The following is a 15,477-nucleotide window of genomic DNA, read 5'->3' on the forward strand; positions in this document are numbered from 1 at the left end:
ATGTGTCGAAGTTTGGCTCAGAAATTCGCTCACTTATATTTTAGAATTTCTAAGCTTTAGTGCTATCTTTTAACTAAAGGACTGTAAAAATTAAAACTTAGGGCCTTGTTTGAGAAATAGGTGATTGTGCAATTTTTTAAGGAAAATAAATTGCGAATAAGTCAAGTGTTTAACCTTAATAAATCTCAAGCTGAGCTAGATTTTATAGATATTGAGCTTGAGACCGATATTAGCTTGTTCTTAGATCCTCATTTTCTGGCTAATAAAAATGATCGATGGTCTCAAGAGGCTACAAGGACTATAAGAAGCTTTTTTCAGCACTTGTTAAATTTACTTATCTCTCATCAACTGGACCATGCGAAACAGTTGTTTCAAAATCTCTATGAACCGAATGAGACGTGCTTAGGTTTGTCTAAAAGAAAACCACAAGGTCATGGGGTAGGTCCTAAAGATACAAATAAAATTTTTGAAAATATTCTTCAGAGCAAAGCTATGAAGTCAGGTTTAGTAGGCGATTTAGAAGATTTTATAATTTTTGTAGATAATTTTAATAAAGATAAGCTTTCTGATATGACAACAAATATTATTAGAATGCACTTAATAAATTATACACAAGAACAATGCCAATTATGGAACATTCCTTTAACCTCGTCTATTCAAAGTGGGCCGTTTTGGAATAAATCAGCTAATAGTTGGAATAATATTTATACAGAAATGCTTGTAATCGATAGTAAACGCTACTTGTTAGTTCCTAAAGGTGTTGTAAGTTACATTAAAGAATACACTCATCAGAGATTTCATAGATACTTTGCACTACATTTTTTACAACAAGAACATCTTCGCCTTAATACAGCATTAGTTCAAATGAGAAAAAGAAAGGATGGAAGTATTGAACGCTATGTTACTAAAAAGAGCTTAATTGAAAACGAATTACCTGGAACGAAATATGATTTAAATGCCTTTGTAGAAAAACACCCGCAGATTTTTCAAGATTTTAAAAATGCAATGAAAAAGCCGAGTGTTTCACTCGAAAATAAAGATTTTTCTAAAGTAGAGATAACCGAAATTGCTGCATTTCTTAAAGATAAACTAATTGCTATTCCTCTGGGGCATAAGGGTGCTACGCAGTTCCATGACTGTATAATTGGAATATTAGAGTTATTGTTCTATCCAGAACTTATTTGCCCACAAAAAGAACATGAAATACATAATGGTAGGAAGAGAATAGATATCACTTTTGATAATGCGGCCCGAAATGGATTATTTTTTGAGCTGAGTAAAAGCCTATCTTGTCAGTTTCTTTTTATAGAGTGTAAGAATTATAAAGGGGATCCTAAAAATCCTGAGCTAGATCAACTTTCAGGTAGATTTTCTCCCAATAGAGGTAAAGTTGGTATCTTAGTATGTAGAGAAATAGATAATTTATCTTTGTTTTGCAAACGTTGTTCTGATACCTATAAGGATGATCGTGGTTTAATATTACCTTTAATGGATACAGATCTTTTAGAAGTGCTTGACAGTTATTTAGAAGGAAGACCTAAACAATTAAGTGAAATGTTACGATTAAGACGTAGAAATATTCAAATAAATTAGACTTTTATCCTAATATTATAACTTCAATATTACTATTAAGTTAAGGTTTCGCAGGATGCAAAATTTAATAAAATATGTATTGATTACTTTTCTAATAATAACCTTTGCTACTGCTATTTTAGCTTTATGTGGAGTTACATATTTATGGTTAAATAGAGATTTACAGGATTTGCCTTATCTTAATGTTTTGTTGGGAGCTTCTATCCTCGAAATATCTGCAGTTGTAATCACCTTTTTCAAAAAAGGATTAAAATACATTCCTGAAACCCATACCAATAAGAATAAAGAAGAGACAATTGCTTTTATGAAACAATTTATTTCTTCAGGAACTAGCGCAACCATTTTAAGTAATCGAGCTTCCTGGCTAACAGAAAATGAGGATTTAATTAAATTAATCAATGATAAAACTCATGAGGGAATTAAAATAGAAATTATAACTAATCAAAAGTTACAGGATGAGATTAGAAATAAACTACCAAAAGTAGATTTCCTTACTAATAAATATTTCTCAACATCACGTTTTACTTTAATAAATACAAATAGAAGTGGATGTGAAAAACTAGCTATTGCAAAGGGTATTCATCCAGAACATGAGATTACTGTCTTTGACAATACTAATGGGCCACAAATGATTGGCATGGCTAAGGATATTATTAAATTTGCCAAGGAGAAACAGAAATGCCTAGAAGATGGAATAACGCAGCAAACTTAAGAAAAAGACAGATTGAGTCTGGGCTTGATATCACTTTTAGCTGCATTTTCATGCCAATATTTGTGAAGTTAATTAAAGAGGCGAAGCCTCATAAAGTATTAGAGATAGGAGCTGGAACGGGACATATATCAAAAGAACTATCTAAATTTGATTTTGAAATTGTAGCGTTAGAACCCTCTGATGGGATGTATAAAGTAGCAAATCAGGTTCTGCTAGATAGTGGTGTCTCCTTGTTAAGATCTCAAATAGAGGATCTGGATTCTAGTAAAAAATTTGAAGTAATTTTTTCACATATGGTAGCCCATGTGATAGATAATATTGATGAATTCTTTAAGAATATTTCAATGCATTTATATCCGAATTCTACTTTTATATTCTCAATACCTCATCCCTGCTTTTATAATAGTTATAAAAAAATATTAGATGATAATACATACAACTATATGAATGAGATTAGCCAAGAGATCTCATTTTCTATTAGTAAAGATAAGGAAAATTTAATAACAAATGTCCCTTACCATCATAGGCCTTTGTCCTTTTATATAAATACCCTTAGTAAAAATAAACTTATTCTAAAAAAGCTAGTAGAGATTTATCCAACTGACGAGATCCAAATGTTATATGGATCGTTCTGGCATGAGCCTCGATATTGTTTATTTATTTGCGAAAATTAATATATATCATTGTCAATAAAAGGCGAAATTATAGCAAGCGTAGATACTATCTTAAAATAAATTAATATGTCGCATCAGCCCGAATTCTGAAGAATCCTACCAGCACAAATTAGGGTGCATAGGTTGGTTCTCGGTCCAACATAATTACCTATCATTTCTCAAAACTTTGATTGCCTGCTTAAGCAAGTTAGTTTGTTCATAATTACATTATATTCAACAAAAATGAACGATAATTCATTAGACAATAAATAATCGGGTAAAAAACATAAAAAGGCTACCAGTATCTTTTAAGCCTATTAAAATCAACTGGGACATTTGGGACAAGCGGAGCATTCGCATAAAAACAGGCTAAAACCTGTCCCATTTTTTAAAATACTCATTAATACAACTAGGACAATACATGGCGAAAAGCATTCTTTCACTATTTGTTCGCTGTTCGCGAACAGCGAACAATCTTACTAAAGATGACTATGTCCTTCTATTATTCGTTCTCATTTAATTTAAACGAAGCAAGCAAATCTGCATGGCCTGTTTCTGCAGATAATCCCTTAATCAGATCAACTTCTTTAAATGGAAAGTGATTTCTCTTTTTTGCTTTAACGACAGTGAAGCCCTTTTCAGTAATTTCTACGTCAACTTCAGTTCCTTCTTTAAATTGAGGTATTTCACGCATTGGACCACTGATACGTAAAGCTAAGCTATTACCCCATTTTTGAATTTTCGTATGTATTTTCATTTTGTGCACGATATGTCATTCAGTTTTGTAACTAATTATAATATTTATGTAATAACTAATAGAAATGTTTCAAGCTCTTCCTGCAATTATTAAATAATTTCTTTGGTCTGATCGATGCCTATACTGCCATACAATGAAAACGCTATTAAATGTAGGTTCTAACAGTTGATGAGCTTTAGTGAACTTAGGCAATTTCATAATATTCATAAAAAACACTGGGACATTTGGGACAAGCGGGACACTCATATAAACACAGGTAAACACTGTCCCATTTTAAAAAATATCGGCTGGGACAAATGGGACAATTCACCTTAAGAAAAAATTTTCACTATCAAACAGTATCAAATAAGCACATTTAAGATCACCAATTTTAAAGTGCTTGACTCTTATTATCCTCTAAAGTAATAATCTCTACGGACTTTGAGAAAGCCTTAATTAACGTTAATAATTAAGCTTTTAGGATAATATCAAAGAATCCCCAGTCTCTTTTACCGCATTTAAGCAGATAAAGAGTCAACTGGTTTTCAAACAGCATGGACGCTGGTGGACGGCATTAAGCTGATTGATCATCATTTGACGAGGTTATCCATGTCTAATACTAAACTTTCTCGTTTACAACTTTTAAACGAATTTGAATCTGCACCACATTCTTCTTTATTTAATCAACAAACCTTAGCTGCTGTTTTAAGTTGCTCTACTCAACTTTTAGAACGCAATCGTTGGGCAGGCACTGGCATTCCCTATCTTAAAATTGGCCGCAAGGTTTTATATCGCAAAAGTGATGTTTTGGCATTTCTAGAGCAGCAACGAGTCTATTGTTCAACTAGCGATGAAGGGCGAAGCCTAGCGCTGGTTAACGGATAAAATCAATAAAAATAGATTTCTGTTCAAGAAGGGGATGATGTCTACGGAAATTGTGCCTTTCATGAACGCTGTTGGAGAAAGAGTCATGAGTCAAAATCAAATTATTAATATCAAAAATAAAGCGGGTAGCTCCTCTGTCATTTGTGAGTACGCTGGTGGTCACTTTAAGTTAACGGAAAAGGGTATCTCTTTTCTTGGCAATGATAAAGATGGTAACCCAATGGCACCACGCTGGATTTGTTCACCGCTCTATGTCATCGCTAAAACTCGTGATGCTAAAAGTGGTGAGTGGGGGCGTTTATTAGAGTGGCAAGATGACGATGGCATTATCCATCAATGGGCAATGCCGTTATCACTACTGCAAGGGGATTCCTCTGAAGTGAGACGAGAGTTAGCTAATCTTGGCTTATCTATCTCACCAAATAAAATTGCTCGGGATTTGCTAGCTACCTATCTACAAGTGTTTCCGGTGGAGGCGAGGGCACGTTGCGTTGATAAATTGGGTTGGCATGGTGAAACCTTTATCACGGCATCGCAAGCAATAGGTAATTCGTCAGAAAGAATTGTTTTTCAAAATACCAATGCCATTGAATCTGCCTTGTCTGTATCAGGTAGCGTTGAGGATTGGCGAGACACTATTGGTGCGCTCTCTGCTGGAAACTCACGCCTGGTTTTTGCTATTTCAGCGGCCTTCGCACCAACATTAACAACCATTGCCGGTGAAGATTCGGGTGGGTTTCATTTTCGAGGTGCTTCTTCATGTGGTAAGAGTACTGCTTTAAAAGTCGCCGCTTCAGTTTGGGGCAATCCACAGGCTTATTGCCGTTTATAGCGCAGCACTGCGAATGGCCTTGAAGGATTAGCTGCACTTCATAATGATGGGTTGTTAATTTTGGACGAATTAAGCCAAATGGATCCCAAAGAAGCAGGGGAGGCGGCTTATTTACTGGCTAATGGTCAAGGAAAAACAAGAGCCACTCGGCAGGGAATAGCAAAGCCCGCGTCTCGTTGGTCACTGTTTTTTCTCTCAGCTGGTGAAGAATCTCTCATGTCTTTAATGGCGAGAATCGGACAGCGAACTAACGTTGGGCAGGAAATTCGGTTAGCTGATATTGAAGCAGATGCTGGTTTTCATATGGGTATTTTTGAAAATATTCATAATCAACTAAGCCCCGCTACAATGGCGCTATCCTTAAAGGAATATTCCGGCAAGTATTACGGCGCAGTTGGCCTGGAATGGTTAAAAAAAGTAGTCGCTAATCGCCAGGCTATTGCCAGTAAGATAAATGGTTTAATACAGGAATTTATAAACAAGCTTGCTATAGCAAATGCGACTGGTCAGATTATACGCGTAGCACGACGTTTTGCTTTAGTGGCCATTGCCGGTGAATTGGCTAGTCATTATGGATTAACAGGTTGGGAAAAAGGCGAATCATTTTCTGCAGCGCAAAAATGCTTTAACGTTTGGTTAGACGCGTTTGGCAGCGAAGGGAATCGGGAAGATAGAGCAATACTCGCTCAAGTACGGGCCTTTTTTGAATCACATGGCGCCAGCCGCTTTGATAATGTAAGAACGCCTAATAATGAACGCGTTTTAAATCGTGCTGGCTTTTATTCAACTGACGATGAAGGCTATCGGGTTTATATGGTTTTAACGGAAGTCTTTAAAAAAGAGTTGTGCCTTGGCTTTGAGCCTAGAATAGTTGTTCGAGTATTGATGAATGAAGGCTGGTTAAGACCTGCAGCCGATGGACTGCCTACCCATAAACCAAGGATTAGAGGAGTGGGAACGCCCAGAGTCTATAAATTCACTGATAAAATCTGGGGTGGTGAGTAAATTATTAAATAAAAGATTGTCCCATAAATTTTAACTGATGGGACAATATGGGACAGCGTGAATCCAGTACTAATGCGCTGTCCCAAGTGTCCCAGTTGTCCCAGCCGATTTTACATCCTTAAGATATAACCATAACGTATTACGCGATTTTATTCCCATTTCATATTGTATCAATAAGCAAGTTTTATAGTTACCATGCTCCGCCAGCAAGCTTGCATACATTTGTTGCGCATACAAATGGCGCCAGCTTTTAGCGCTCGATAGGCGATGTTTGGCTAGAGCGCTGCGCCATCTTAAGCGGATTTCTTCATAGGGTATTATTTTTATGAGGCTATCTCGTCTACCAGTTAACTGATTAAAAAAGTTTACAAGTAAGCGTTGATTTGTTGTTCGATAAGGGATATGACGGTCGCTCGAGTTAAACGCAATATCTCTGGTAATCCAAAAATGATCATCTTGAACCTGGATGTGCGGTTTTATTGTAATGGCTTCTCGAAAGGTTAACCCAAACTCAGTTTGCAATGCCATAATGATTCGAGCGTATGGATCAGTGATTGATTTCCAAATATCTGCTTTAACATGTAACTTACGCTTTTTGCGTTTAATAGGACGTATTAAGTTAAGCGATTTGTTATCAATATTGCCAACAGGACACTCACATAGAGCCAAGAAACGGCGAATGATGGTCATATAGCGCATGATTGTCACGGGATTAATCTTGCGCTTTTTCCAATAAGAAACTAGTTCGGTAATATGTTGCGTGTTTAGGGCTTGCCAGGTAGGTGGTACTTGCCGAATAGCAAATAAATCATCAATCATTTTATGAATAACATAAGCACGATGCTTGCGATAAAGGTACTTACCTTGCCTGTCAAATTTTATTTGTTGATTAGCGAATTGTCTCAATGATTGTGTACGCATAGTTCACCTGCGAAAGTATTTTAAATAAATGTTTGCCCTGAGTGCTGTTTAGTGTTGGTCGAGCAGCTCACTCGCTAGTGAAACTCGGCAAAGCCGTAAAGCTCGAAGTAGGGGGCAAAGCAATCGTTATGAGGCAAACGATATGGCCATAACTAAGTTTTTTGGTGGTTTTTCTCCTATTAATGTAGTTGAGTAGATTAGATAAAACGAAAGAGTTTTATCCGCCATCCATTTCATATTGAACAATGATTTAGCTCTATCGAACGACAGAGTTCCTTAAAGGTTTCCCGACTAAACGTCTAACCATGAAATTAGGGAATAAGCATGGTTTTAGTATAAGACGCCTAAACGTTTCGCCGGATTTCCACCGGCTCATCAGTCATACTTCATTTAGAAAAGTAGCAAAGTGCAGATCTTGAAACAAGGGGTTTCACAGGGATTTTTGTCCTATCTTATTTGGTGCGTTAGTACAGAAGGCTTTCTAGGGCAGGTAGCAATTGGGTAGTTAATGGAAAAATTTCTGCGTCACTGCAGAAAATTGCAGTGACGCAGAACTTATAAATAAAAAATTTTCGATTTTATAATTATTCTTCTAAAAATGTATAATTTTTATAATGACTTATACACTACGCGTTCTGGACGTTTATTTGAATTTGATTAAGCAGTTTAATAGTAAATTTTTTAATTTAACAAATAAATTTTTCTTAGATGGTATAACTTCTTGGCTTATTGTAAATAATATCCCTCCTCCAAATGCTCTAGTAGATATAAGAGAGTTACAGTGACGGACACTGCCTTCTAATCCCGTAAATAATTTTTGATAGTTTATATTTTGAGCGTGTAATTTATCTATGAAGGATTTTCGTTTATTACATGATATATAAATTTTTCTGAAATACTTGGTAAAAATTTTAAGGTTATCTGAAATTATTTTTTCAAACGTTTGCTCTATAGTTATTTTGGTAAATATACCTTCTTGGTTTTTCATTCTTAGATTATTAGCATTTACAGGAAAGATTATATTTATTTGATTTAAAGCTTTATCAGGCAAATTTTTGTTTAGAACATATAATGCTCGATACGGAAAGGCTTTATCCCATTGTTCAGGCTCAAAACAAAAGTAAAGTGCATTATTAATGTTTTGTGTCCAGTCTAAATATTCTGTATTTAGTCCATAATGTTGTCCAATTTCCCATAGTGATTGTTCTTCTAACTCATGGATTTCCTTAATAGTTAATTCATATTCAGCATTTATATGTAATTTATTATCTTTGCTTTTTCCTGCTTCATTTATTAAAGCTGTTTGAAATTGAGCTAGGTATTTATCTAGTTCAATTTTTCTGGGAAAACCTCCTATATATTTTCGGTGCAGAGTTGGGCATAATTTCCATGTAGGATTTTCATGACCTCTGAATATAAGATTTTTTTCTATTTTGAGAGAATTAATTAGATTATTAATATCCTCTACTCGATTAACAGGGATTACGCATTCTGGATAAATTTCTTCAAGAACATAGCTCTTCCAAGAGCTAAAAATAGGAATTTTTTCATAAAAATCTTTATCTCTATATTTTTTATTAATGTCTTTTTCATAAGCTATTAAAATATCTTGGGACATTTTATAAGTATAAGAAAATAATCATCTCTATCGTTATCTAAATAAAAAACTTTAGCATTTCTTCTTTCCACTATGCATGAGATAAAACTTTTATAAATTAAATTTAAACTTATAAATAAATTATCAATTTTGTATTTAGGAGTATTAAAGATTTAAATAATCCTAATTTTATGTTAATAACTTGCTTGAGCTAAAATTAAATTAGTAACCTTGGATCAATTAAAATGAAAGAAAATAATTTTCCAACTTCTAAAAGTTACTATTTAACAATCCAGGAAGCTGCAGAAATTTTAAATGTTTCGCTTTCTTACATTAAAAAGCTTTTAGAGGAAGGGAAGATTTCATTTAATAAAGTAGAGCACAGACTAATTCTCGCTAGTGATTTAAAGAAATTTAAAGACGATGCCTTACAGGAAAGTAAGGAATCATTGCAAAATTTAGTCGATCAAGCTCAGTTTTTAGACATAGGATACTAATAAATAGGAGTTGTTAATTTGGTACACGCTGTGTTCCATTTTTGTTTTAATATTCGCAATTAACTATTAGTTTCATTATCTCGGATTAAATTAATAATGAGTTGAATCATGACATCTTTTTGAGCAGGATCACTTTGTGCTACGAGAAGGGCTATAGCGACTAACGCATTATCATTAATCTTAACTTCACCGCTACGTTTTAAATGATGTTTATTTAGTTGTAAAAACCAGATAAACATAAAGGCCCCAATACGTTTATTACCATCAGCGAAAGGATGATTTTTGATAATGAAATACAACAAATGAGCTGCTTGTTCTTCAATGCTAGGGTACAAATACTCACCTCCAAAGCTTTGTACAATATTTCCAAGAATCCCTTTGAAGCTTTCATCTTTAGGCCTACCAAATAAAGGAGTTGCCTCATTTGCGTTAATTAATCTTTGTTTTAAATCCTCTATGGCCTTAATAGCTGAGGCATAATTTATTTCGCAAGTAATATTAGTATTCAGTTTTCCTGCGGGAAAGTTACCTGTGTCGTATTGGTTTAATAAAATGAAGGTATGGGCGTAATTCGTTAAAATAGATAAAAGGCCATTAGCCTCTATTTCATTCAATGCAGTTAATTGAGCTTGTTGAAAAAGATTTAAGGTATTTTTCAATTCTAACAATTGTTGCTCTTGCTTTTGCAGGCGACTGCGATCAAGGGCATAACCACGTACTAAATATTCTTTTAAAACATTATTTGCCCAAATACGAAATTGAGTTCCTTGTTTTGATTTAACGCGATAACCAACAGAAATAATAACATCTAAGTTGTAAAGTTGTGTTTTATAGGTTTTTCCGTCTGCGGCAGTTGTCAAGGATTCCTTGACAACTGAATTTGCATCCAGTTCTCCCTCTTTAAAAATATTGTTTATATGTAAACTTATATTTTGTTTCGTTTTCTTAAATAATTCGACCATTTGAGCTTGGCTAAGCCAAACCGTCTCACCCTCTAACTGCACTTCGGTATGAATACTATTATCTTTATCCGTGTAAATTAATACAGATTTCTTCATTTTTGAACCTATTAAATACAAGTAGAGATGATGCCTTAAACTATTATTTTATATTCTTTATCTCTTTTAATCATTCAAAGAATAGGTAGGTATCAGATTATCATTGCAAATTTTTATAATTCTTTTCGGCAGAACAATAGAAAAAACAAGAGCCTCCGGAGAGGCTCTGCGCCCTAGGAGAAAAGTCCTAGGGGAAGTAGTCTTATAATTATACCTAAAAATTATAATAGCTAGCAATTTTGGTAATTGTGGTTATTTCTATTTAATAGACTTACAAAATCCCGAAGGAAAGAATTTTCTAAGGGCGCAATATACAAACTTTGTTTGTGGCGAAAAAATATACTTATTTCCTATTAAAATTAGACAAGATGGGCTTAAATGTATTTGGTACGCAGTGCGTTCCATTTTATTTGTTAAAGGTCTTTTCCATCTACGAGCTTTTTTATTTTCCACGCATAACAGTACACAATAATAAAATCAACTTAATTTGGAAGACACTGTCTGCCAATTTGTTGGATTGCAATCACGTCAGCCGATTTAACGACTCCCATACACTTTAAAATATAATCCGTAATCAATTGCATCGGTTTTCTCAACCGCTCCACATCCGCAATAATATAACCTGCAGTAACATCACTCGTCATTTTGTGATTCAGCAAGCGTTTAAGCGCATAAGCTGGAATATCTAAACTTTCTGCAATGGTAATAAACGTTCTTCTTAAATCATGCACTGTAAATTGAATGCCTGTTAGTTCAGTGACTTTAGTCATTTGTCTGCGCGGCTCAATAATGTGGCCCGCGGTTCCCGCGCCTGGAAAGACGTAATTGTTTATGCGACTGTCGTATCGCGCTTGCAGTAAGTTATGGAGAAAGTCAGAAAGGGGTAGGGTGTGGTTGTCGCGATTTTTAGTGTCGTGGATGATTAATGTCTTTGCCTTTAAATCAATTTGATTCCATTGCAATGTTGCTGCTTCTTGGCGACGTAAGCCGGTGAATAAAATTAATAGTAGGTAATCACGGAGCGTCTTATTTGGTAATTGCTCAAGAGCATTATACCATGGCGATAGTTCGTGTGACTTGATAAGGGTTTGGCGGCGTTCAATGCGATACCAAGCGCGAGTTTGTGATAAACGTCTAACCGGGTTTTCGGGAATAAGTGATTTACCTTCAGCGTCTTCATATTGTCCACTCGCAAAATTAAATAGGGCACGTAAAACGCGCATGGATAAATTGGCATAAGCCTCACCATGAGCTTCGCCTAATTTTTGATGGTGTTTAGCAATCTTGTCTTTAGTAATCGAAATCAGGGGTTTATTCATCCAGCTTGAGAAGCCTTTGGTTAGGATCTGTTTGTAGTTGATAAGGGTGCTTTGCTTTAAGGATTTTCGTGCTTGGAGGTAATCATTAAATACTTCCTGTAAGGTGATTTCTCGCATTTTGGAGGTTTTCTTCTGCGCTACAGGGTCAAAGCCCATTGCAATTTGACCAAGCAGCTTTTGGGCTTCTTTACGGGCCATTTCGACAGTTAATTCTGGATAACGTCCTAACGTAATCCGACTCAGTTTATTCTTAATAATTTTTTCAACAAAAAACGCTTTGGTGCCGCCTGAAGTCACTCGCACACCAAACCCTTTCATATTGTCATCGTAATAACGCTTTTGTGCGGATTTACCATTTTGGGTACTTAAAGGGATGGGCAATTTATCTACAACTGATTTAGTAATTTTCATTTAAATTTTCCTAAGCGTGTCGAATACGTGTCGAAGGCGTGTCGAATATGTGTCGAAGAATTGGTTAAAATTTGTTAAAAGAACTTATAACTTATTATAATGATTACTTGTTGTAAATAAAAGGTTTTTAAAAGAAATTAAAAGAATGTCGAAGTGCTTAAAATGCCCAATTTTGTAACTCGTAATCAATAGGCCAGCGGTTCGATTCCGCTCAACGGCATAGAGTTTATAAGGTTTTTATACTGGTAGTTAAATTTTCATAATCATTCGGGTACACTTAACAGAATTTCTAGAATCTGGGTCTTTCATTATTATATAAGCTATATTTTATACGTATTAGCAATTCCACAGTACCTAACTTAAAATTTTTATTAGTCTTTTATTAAAAATAAATAAATTATTAAACTTCTCTATAAATAGTCTTAGCTTTTGCATGGAGCGATAGAGATGAATTCAGAAAACATAATTTCTGTAGATACAGAAGTTTTAAAAAGCTCAGTAGAAAAATTTGTAGAAAATGTTACTAAGCCGGCTTTCGGCATTGTCACTAAAAAAGAACTAGAATTTATAATTTTCGAATTTATGAATGATATCAAGGACTATTAATAGTCCTCTTCAACATTTGGTTTAATGACTGAGCTTGGTATAACGAAAGCAAGGGCATCACGACTACTTTATGATTACGAAGTAAGAAAATTCAAAGATATAGATCCTGATCAAAAAATTAAAGCGGCTTTGTCAAAGGCAACATTTGCAAAAGATGGTGATTACTTCGTATTAGAAATAGAAAGTAATTTATTACAAGCTTTTCTTAGAGAAAAATTAAAGAATTTAGACCATATTTCTGATGGCTCTTTCAGTCAATCAATTGTAAGAATAAACCTAGATGCTGTTGCATCATTAATTTCTGAATATATCCCTGATAAAGAAAAAGATAGAATAAAACAAGCATTAACCAAAGCTGGCGCGCCTGATAATTCACTTAAGGAGTATTAAAGTCTATTTTAAAAACATCAAGCTCAAAAATTTTAGGTGGAAGTGCTGATCAATTAATAGAGAAATCAGCTGATCTGATAACAGATTTATGCTCTAATATTTTAGATAAAGATAGCTGGAAAAAATATCTTTACAATAAATGAATTAAGGTGATTAATTTTATGGTGAGTATCTAACGGTATTAAAACTCTTTTAGAGGTAATTTAAAACCTAAGTAAGTTCATTAGAATTTTTACCTTAAAAATTAAGAAATAGTGTTAGTTGTATATTAAATTAAACCCCTTAAACAGGGGCTTAATACCTTGAAAAAATATGTATCTCACCATTCGCTTCAACCGAACAATAATCACTAAGAAACAAATCACGAGCAAACGCTTCGCAATCGAAATAACTAATTAATTATCCGGTATTGCATGGCTATAGCATTCTTCCAAAATATGCCAGGCAAAATCAATTTCAGAATCGTAACAACCTACATAATCATCAGTCATCATGGTTTGAGCTTCTTTAAAACCAACATCTGCAATGAGTGCTTGTCCTAACTCACCATAAGTAGCTATAAAGTCAGCACATTGAGTGATGGTTTCTAAGTCTTCATACTCACTGAGATTGATGTTGCCAAAACCTTCATAATCATGAATCGTATAGTCGCCAACGTCCTCTGTCATGCTTTGAGCTAACATTGTTTGGATTTCTTCACTTATCTCGTCTGTACCTTGATTAGCGTTAATCCAAGTGCCATGTAAAATGCCATGGTTATAAGAAGCCAGGCATGCCACATAAATGCTTGGGGTAAGCATTATTTTCTCCTTAAATAAAAGATGCCTGAGCAAACTAAGTAGATAGCTTGCTCATGACTTAGAAGGTTAAAAGGGGACATTTGTTGTAGATGCGTTTTCTTGTAATATTTCGCGCATTGCTAACATGTGTTGCTCAGCTAAGGCAGTTGTCTTTTGACTAGCTTTGGCTTGCCCTAACAACTGAATATTACTCACCACAATACTAATGGAGTGGCGGTTATTACCGTCTTCATCAGTCCAGGGATTAGAGCGAAGTTTGCCTTCGATAAAGACCAAACTTCCTTTCTGTAAATACTCAATAACTTTAGTTAAAATGCCAAAAAAGACAAGCTGGTGCCATTCAGCGCGAGTATGCCATTCCTCTTTAATTTTGAATGATTCATTCGTGGCAAGAGTCGCGGTTACAAATGTTTGTCCACTTTTACTAGTGATGACTTTAGGCTCTGTACCTAAATGACCAATGAGTTGAATGCGATTTAAAAAAGCAGTCATTATGTTCTCCTATTTTTTAATAAAAAGCACAACAGGAAAACTTCCGCAGCAGACAGTTGTTTTTCTGTAGTGCGGATAGACAGTGATTCAATCAATGGTAAGCAGGCACAGATTGTTTGAAGTCAGAGAGAATGAGGTCAAGCTGTTTAATTTCTGCTAAAGACCACTGCTCACGAAATTGGCGCAGGGTATTCTAACAATAAATTAATTCAGCCAGTAAATGCTCAATCTCTCGTTCAACAGAATTTGCAGGTTGCATGGTATCGCTCCTTTGATACAAAGGAATTGGTTTCCCAAAAGGGAAAGAGTCAATCCCTTTTGGTTATGCAATGAAAAACCTCACCGATTCATCGGTTGATTTTGCCAAGTTATTAATGAAATTAGGCGTAAGCCTTCCTAGAGTGTAAGTACTTAAACTTAATCCATGAGTTAAATCCTACAAACGCAGCATTTAACTATATTCCCGACTAAACGTTCTGCCATAAATTAGGGAAGAAGATGGCATTATCACAAGACTAGGAAACCTAGTTTCACCAGAATTTCACTGGCTTATCAGCTGTGTCAATTTCATTCTAACAAGCAAAAAAAGAAAAGCAATGGGGGTGTTCTGGTTGTACCTAAATATACCTATTTGATACTCAAAATTTTTTAAAAGCTCTAGCCAAGGTAACTTTTATATGCTGAAAAACATAAAGTGTATTGTGGTTAGTTAGTACTTATGTGCAGTACGTTTAGATTTAAGTTTTTACAAGGACTTAATCAGAAATTACTGCACATAATATCCATACTTTCCACTAGACAATCATAGTAGCTGCAGGTATTTTAATGAGAGAGATAGTTATAGAGCAAGATACTTATAAAAATAAGGATAGAATTTTGACGAATTAAGTCATGATTTATGCCAAATCCAGAATTGCAATGCTATGCGATATTACTTTAATCTTAATATGGAAGTTAGTAAAACTATTAG

Annotated in this window: 13 protein-coding genes and 2 pseudogenes; 8 read left to right on the forward strand and 7 right to left on the reverse strand. The window is 34.7% G+C overall.

Annotated features, from left to right (window positions below; genetic code table 11):
* Positions 1-150 precede the first annotated feature (150 nt).
* Genes DYE47_RS04985 through DYE47_RS04995 form a run of 3 tightly spaced genes read left to right on the forward strand, consistent with a single transcriptional unit; the run spans position 151 to position 2,979 of the window.
* On the forward strand, positions 151-1,593 hold the full coding sequence (locus DYE47_RS04985; RefSeq protein WP_218019042.1) for a hypothetical protein: 1,443 nt from the start codon (positions 151-153) through the stop codon (positions 1,591-1,593).
* 55 nt (positions 1,594-1,648) lie between these two features.
* A complete protein-coding gene (locus DYE47_RS04990) occupies positions 1,649-2,305 on the forward strand; it encodes a hypothetical protein (protein ID WP_115302208.1) in 657 nt (218 codons plus the stop codon).
* Positions 2,272-2,979, forward strand: a complete 708-nt coding sequence (locus DYE47_RS04995) for a class I SAM-dependent methyltransferase (RefSeq protein ID WP_115302209.1) — start codon at positions 2,272-2,274, stop codon at positions 2,977-2,979. Before DYE47_RS04990 ends, DYE47_RS04995 begins: the two co-directional genes overlap by 34 nt.
* 481 nt (positions 2,980-3,460) lie before the next feature.
* Here the strand turns inward: DYE47_RS04995 and DYE47_RS05000 are convergent, their stop codons facing one another.
* Complete coding sequence (locus DYE47_RS05000; protein ID WP_115302210.1) at positions 3,461-3,715, reverse strand: AbrB/MazE/SpoVT family DNA-binding domain-containing protein; 255 nt, start codon at positions 3,713-3,715, stop codon at positions 3,461-3,463.
* A gap of 588 nt (positions 3,716-4,303) precedes the next feature.
* Here DYE47_RS05000 and DYE47_RS05005 point away from each other — a divergent pair.
* A complete protein-coding gene (locus DYE47_RS05005; protein WP_115302211.1) occupies positions 4,304-4,579 on the forward strand; it encodes a helix-turn-helix domain-containing protein in 276 nt (91 codons plus the stop codon).
* Positions 4,580-4,664: 85 nt separating this feature from the next.
* Positions 4,665-6,416 (forward strand): annotated as a pseudogene (locus tag DYE47_RS05010) (DUF927 domain-containing protein).
* A gap of 69 nt (positions 6,417-6,485) precedes the next feature.
* Here DYE47_RS05010 and DYE47_RS05015 read toward each other — a convergent pair.
* Positions 6,486-7,337 (reverse strand): integrase, encoded by an 852-nt coding sequence (locus tag DYE47_RS05015; RefSeq protein WP_115302212.1) that lies wholly within the window; start codon positions 7,335-7,337, stop codon positions 6,486-6,488.
* 643 nt (positions 7,338-7,980) lie between these two features.
* On the reverse strand, positions 7,981-8,955 hold the full coding sequence (locus DYE47_RS05020; RefSeq protein ID WP_115302213.1) for an FRG domain-containing protein: 975 nt from the start codon (positions 8,953-8,955) through the stop codon (positions 7,981-7,983).
* 224 nt (positions 8,956-9,179) lie between these two features.
* Between DYE47_RS05020 and DYE47_RS05025 the strand changes: the two genes are divergently transcribed.
* Positions 9,180-9,431 carry an excisionase family DNA-binding protein gene (locus tag DYE47_RS05025; RefSeq protein WP_115302214.1) on the forward strand — a complete coding sequence of 84 codons (252 nt, stop codon included), beginning with the start codon at positions 9,180-9,182 and terminating at the stop codon, positions 9,429-9,431.
* A gap of 59 nt (positions 9,432-9,490) precedes the next feature.
* Here the strand turns inward: DYE47_RS05025 and DYE47_RS05030 are convergent, their stop codons facing one another.
* Together DYE47_RS05030 and DYE47_RS05035 are read right to left on the reverse strand one after the other, a co-directional pair.
* A complete protein-coding gene (locus tag DYE47_RS05030) occupies positions 9,491-10,489 on the reverse strand; it encodes a virulence RhuM family protein/type II toxin-antitoxin system death-on-curing family toxin (protein WP_115302215.1) in 999 nt (332 codons plus the stop codon).
* Between the two features lie 482 nt (positions 10,490-10,971).
* Complete coding sequence (locus tag DYE47_RS05035; protein ID WP_115302216.1) at positions 10,972-12,219, reverse strand: tyrosine-type recombinase/integrase; 1,248 nt, start codon at positions 12,217-12,219, stop codon at positions 10,972-10,974.
* A gap of 447 nt (positions 12,220-12,666) precedes the next feature.
* On the opposite strand from DYE47_RS05035, the gene DYE47_RS15995 reads away from it, so the two are divergent.
* Positions 12,667-12,825 (forward strand): hypothetical protein, encoded by a 159-nt coding sequence (locus tag DYE47_RS15995; RefSeq protein WP_160149845.1) that lies wholly within the window; start codon positions 12,667-12,669, stop codon positions 12,823-12,825.
* Between the two features lie 24 nt (positions 12,826-12,849).
* Entirely contained in the window at positions 12,850-13,215 is a 366-nt protein-coding gene (locus DYE47_RS05040; RefSeq protein WP_115302217.1) for a hypothetical protein, read from the forward strand.
* 294 nt (positions 13,216-13,509) lie between these two features.
* Here the strand turns inward: DYE47_RS05040 and DYE47_RS05045 are convergent.
* Together DYE47_RS05045 and DYE47_RS05050 are read right to left on the reverse strand one after the other, a co-directional pair.
* Positions 13,510-14,015, reverse strand: a pseudogene (locus tag DYE47_RS05045) (antirestriction protein ArdA).
* Positions 14,016-14,081: 66 nt separating this feature from the next.
* Positions 14,082-14,507: a single-stranded DNA-binding protein gene (locus DYE47_RS05050; protein WP_115302218.1), complete on the reverse strand. Its 426-nt coding sequence runs from the start codon at positions 14,505-14,507 to the stop codon at positions 14,082-14,084.
* Positions 14,508-15,477 lie beyond the last annotated feature (970 nt).

Origin of the sequence: Legionella beliardensis (assembly GCF_900452395.1) — a bacterium.
Classification (GTDB): Bacteria; Pseudomonadota; Gammaproteobacteria; order Legionellales; family Legionellaceae; genus Legionella_C; species Legionella_C beliardensis.

Coding starts and splice junctions, on each gene's coding strand:
- DYE47_RS04990 (WP_115302208.1), top strand. CDS start 1,649: ATGCAAAATTTAATAAAATATGTATTGATTACTTTTCTAATAATAACC.
- DYE47_RS04995 (WP_115302209.1), top strand. CDS start 2,272: ATGCCTAGAAGATGGAATAACGCAGCAAACTTAAGAAAAAGACAGATT.
- DYE47_RS05000 (WP_115302210.1), bottom strand. CDS start 3,715: ATGAAAATACATACGAAAATTCAAAAATGGGGTAATAGCTTAGCTTTA.
- DYE47_RS05005 (WP_115302211.1), top strand. CDS start 4,304: ATGTCTAATACTAAACTTTCTCGTTTACAACTTTTAAACGAATTTGAA.
- DYE47_RS05015 (WP_115302212.1), bottom strand. CDS start 7,337: ATGCGTACACAATCATTGAGACAATTCGCTAATCAACAAATAAAATTT.
- DYE47_RS05020 (WP_115302213.1), bottom strand. CDS start 8,955: ATGTCCCAAGATATTTTAATAGCTTATGAAAAAGACATTAATAAAAAA.
- DYE47_RS05025 (WP_115302214.1), top strand. CDS start 9,180: ATGAAAGAAAATAATTTTCCAACTTCTAAAAGTTACTATTTAACAATC.
- DYE47_RS05030 (WP_115302215.1), bottom strand. CDS start 10,489: ATGAAGAAATCTGTATTAATTTACACGGATAAAGATAATAGTATTCAT.
- DYE47_RS05035 (WP_115302216.1), bottom strand. CDS start 12,219: ATGAAAATTACTAAATCAGTTGTAGATAAATTGCCCATCCCTTTAAGT.
- DYE47_RS15995 (WP_160149845.1), top strand. CDS start 12,667: ATGAATTCAGAAAACATAATTTCTGTAGATACAGAAGTTTTAAAAAGC.
- DYE47_RS05040 (WP_115302217.1), top strand. CDS start 12,850: ATGACTGAGCTTGGTATAACGAAAGCAAGGGCATCACGACTACTTTAT.
- DYE47_RS05050 (WP_115302218.1), bottom strand. CDS start 14,507: ATGACTGCTTTTTTAAATCGCATTCAACTCATTGGTCATTTAGGTACA.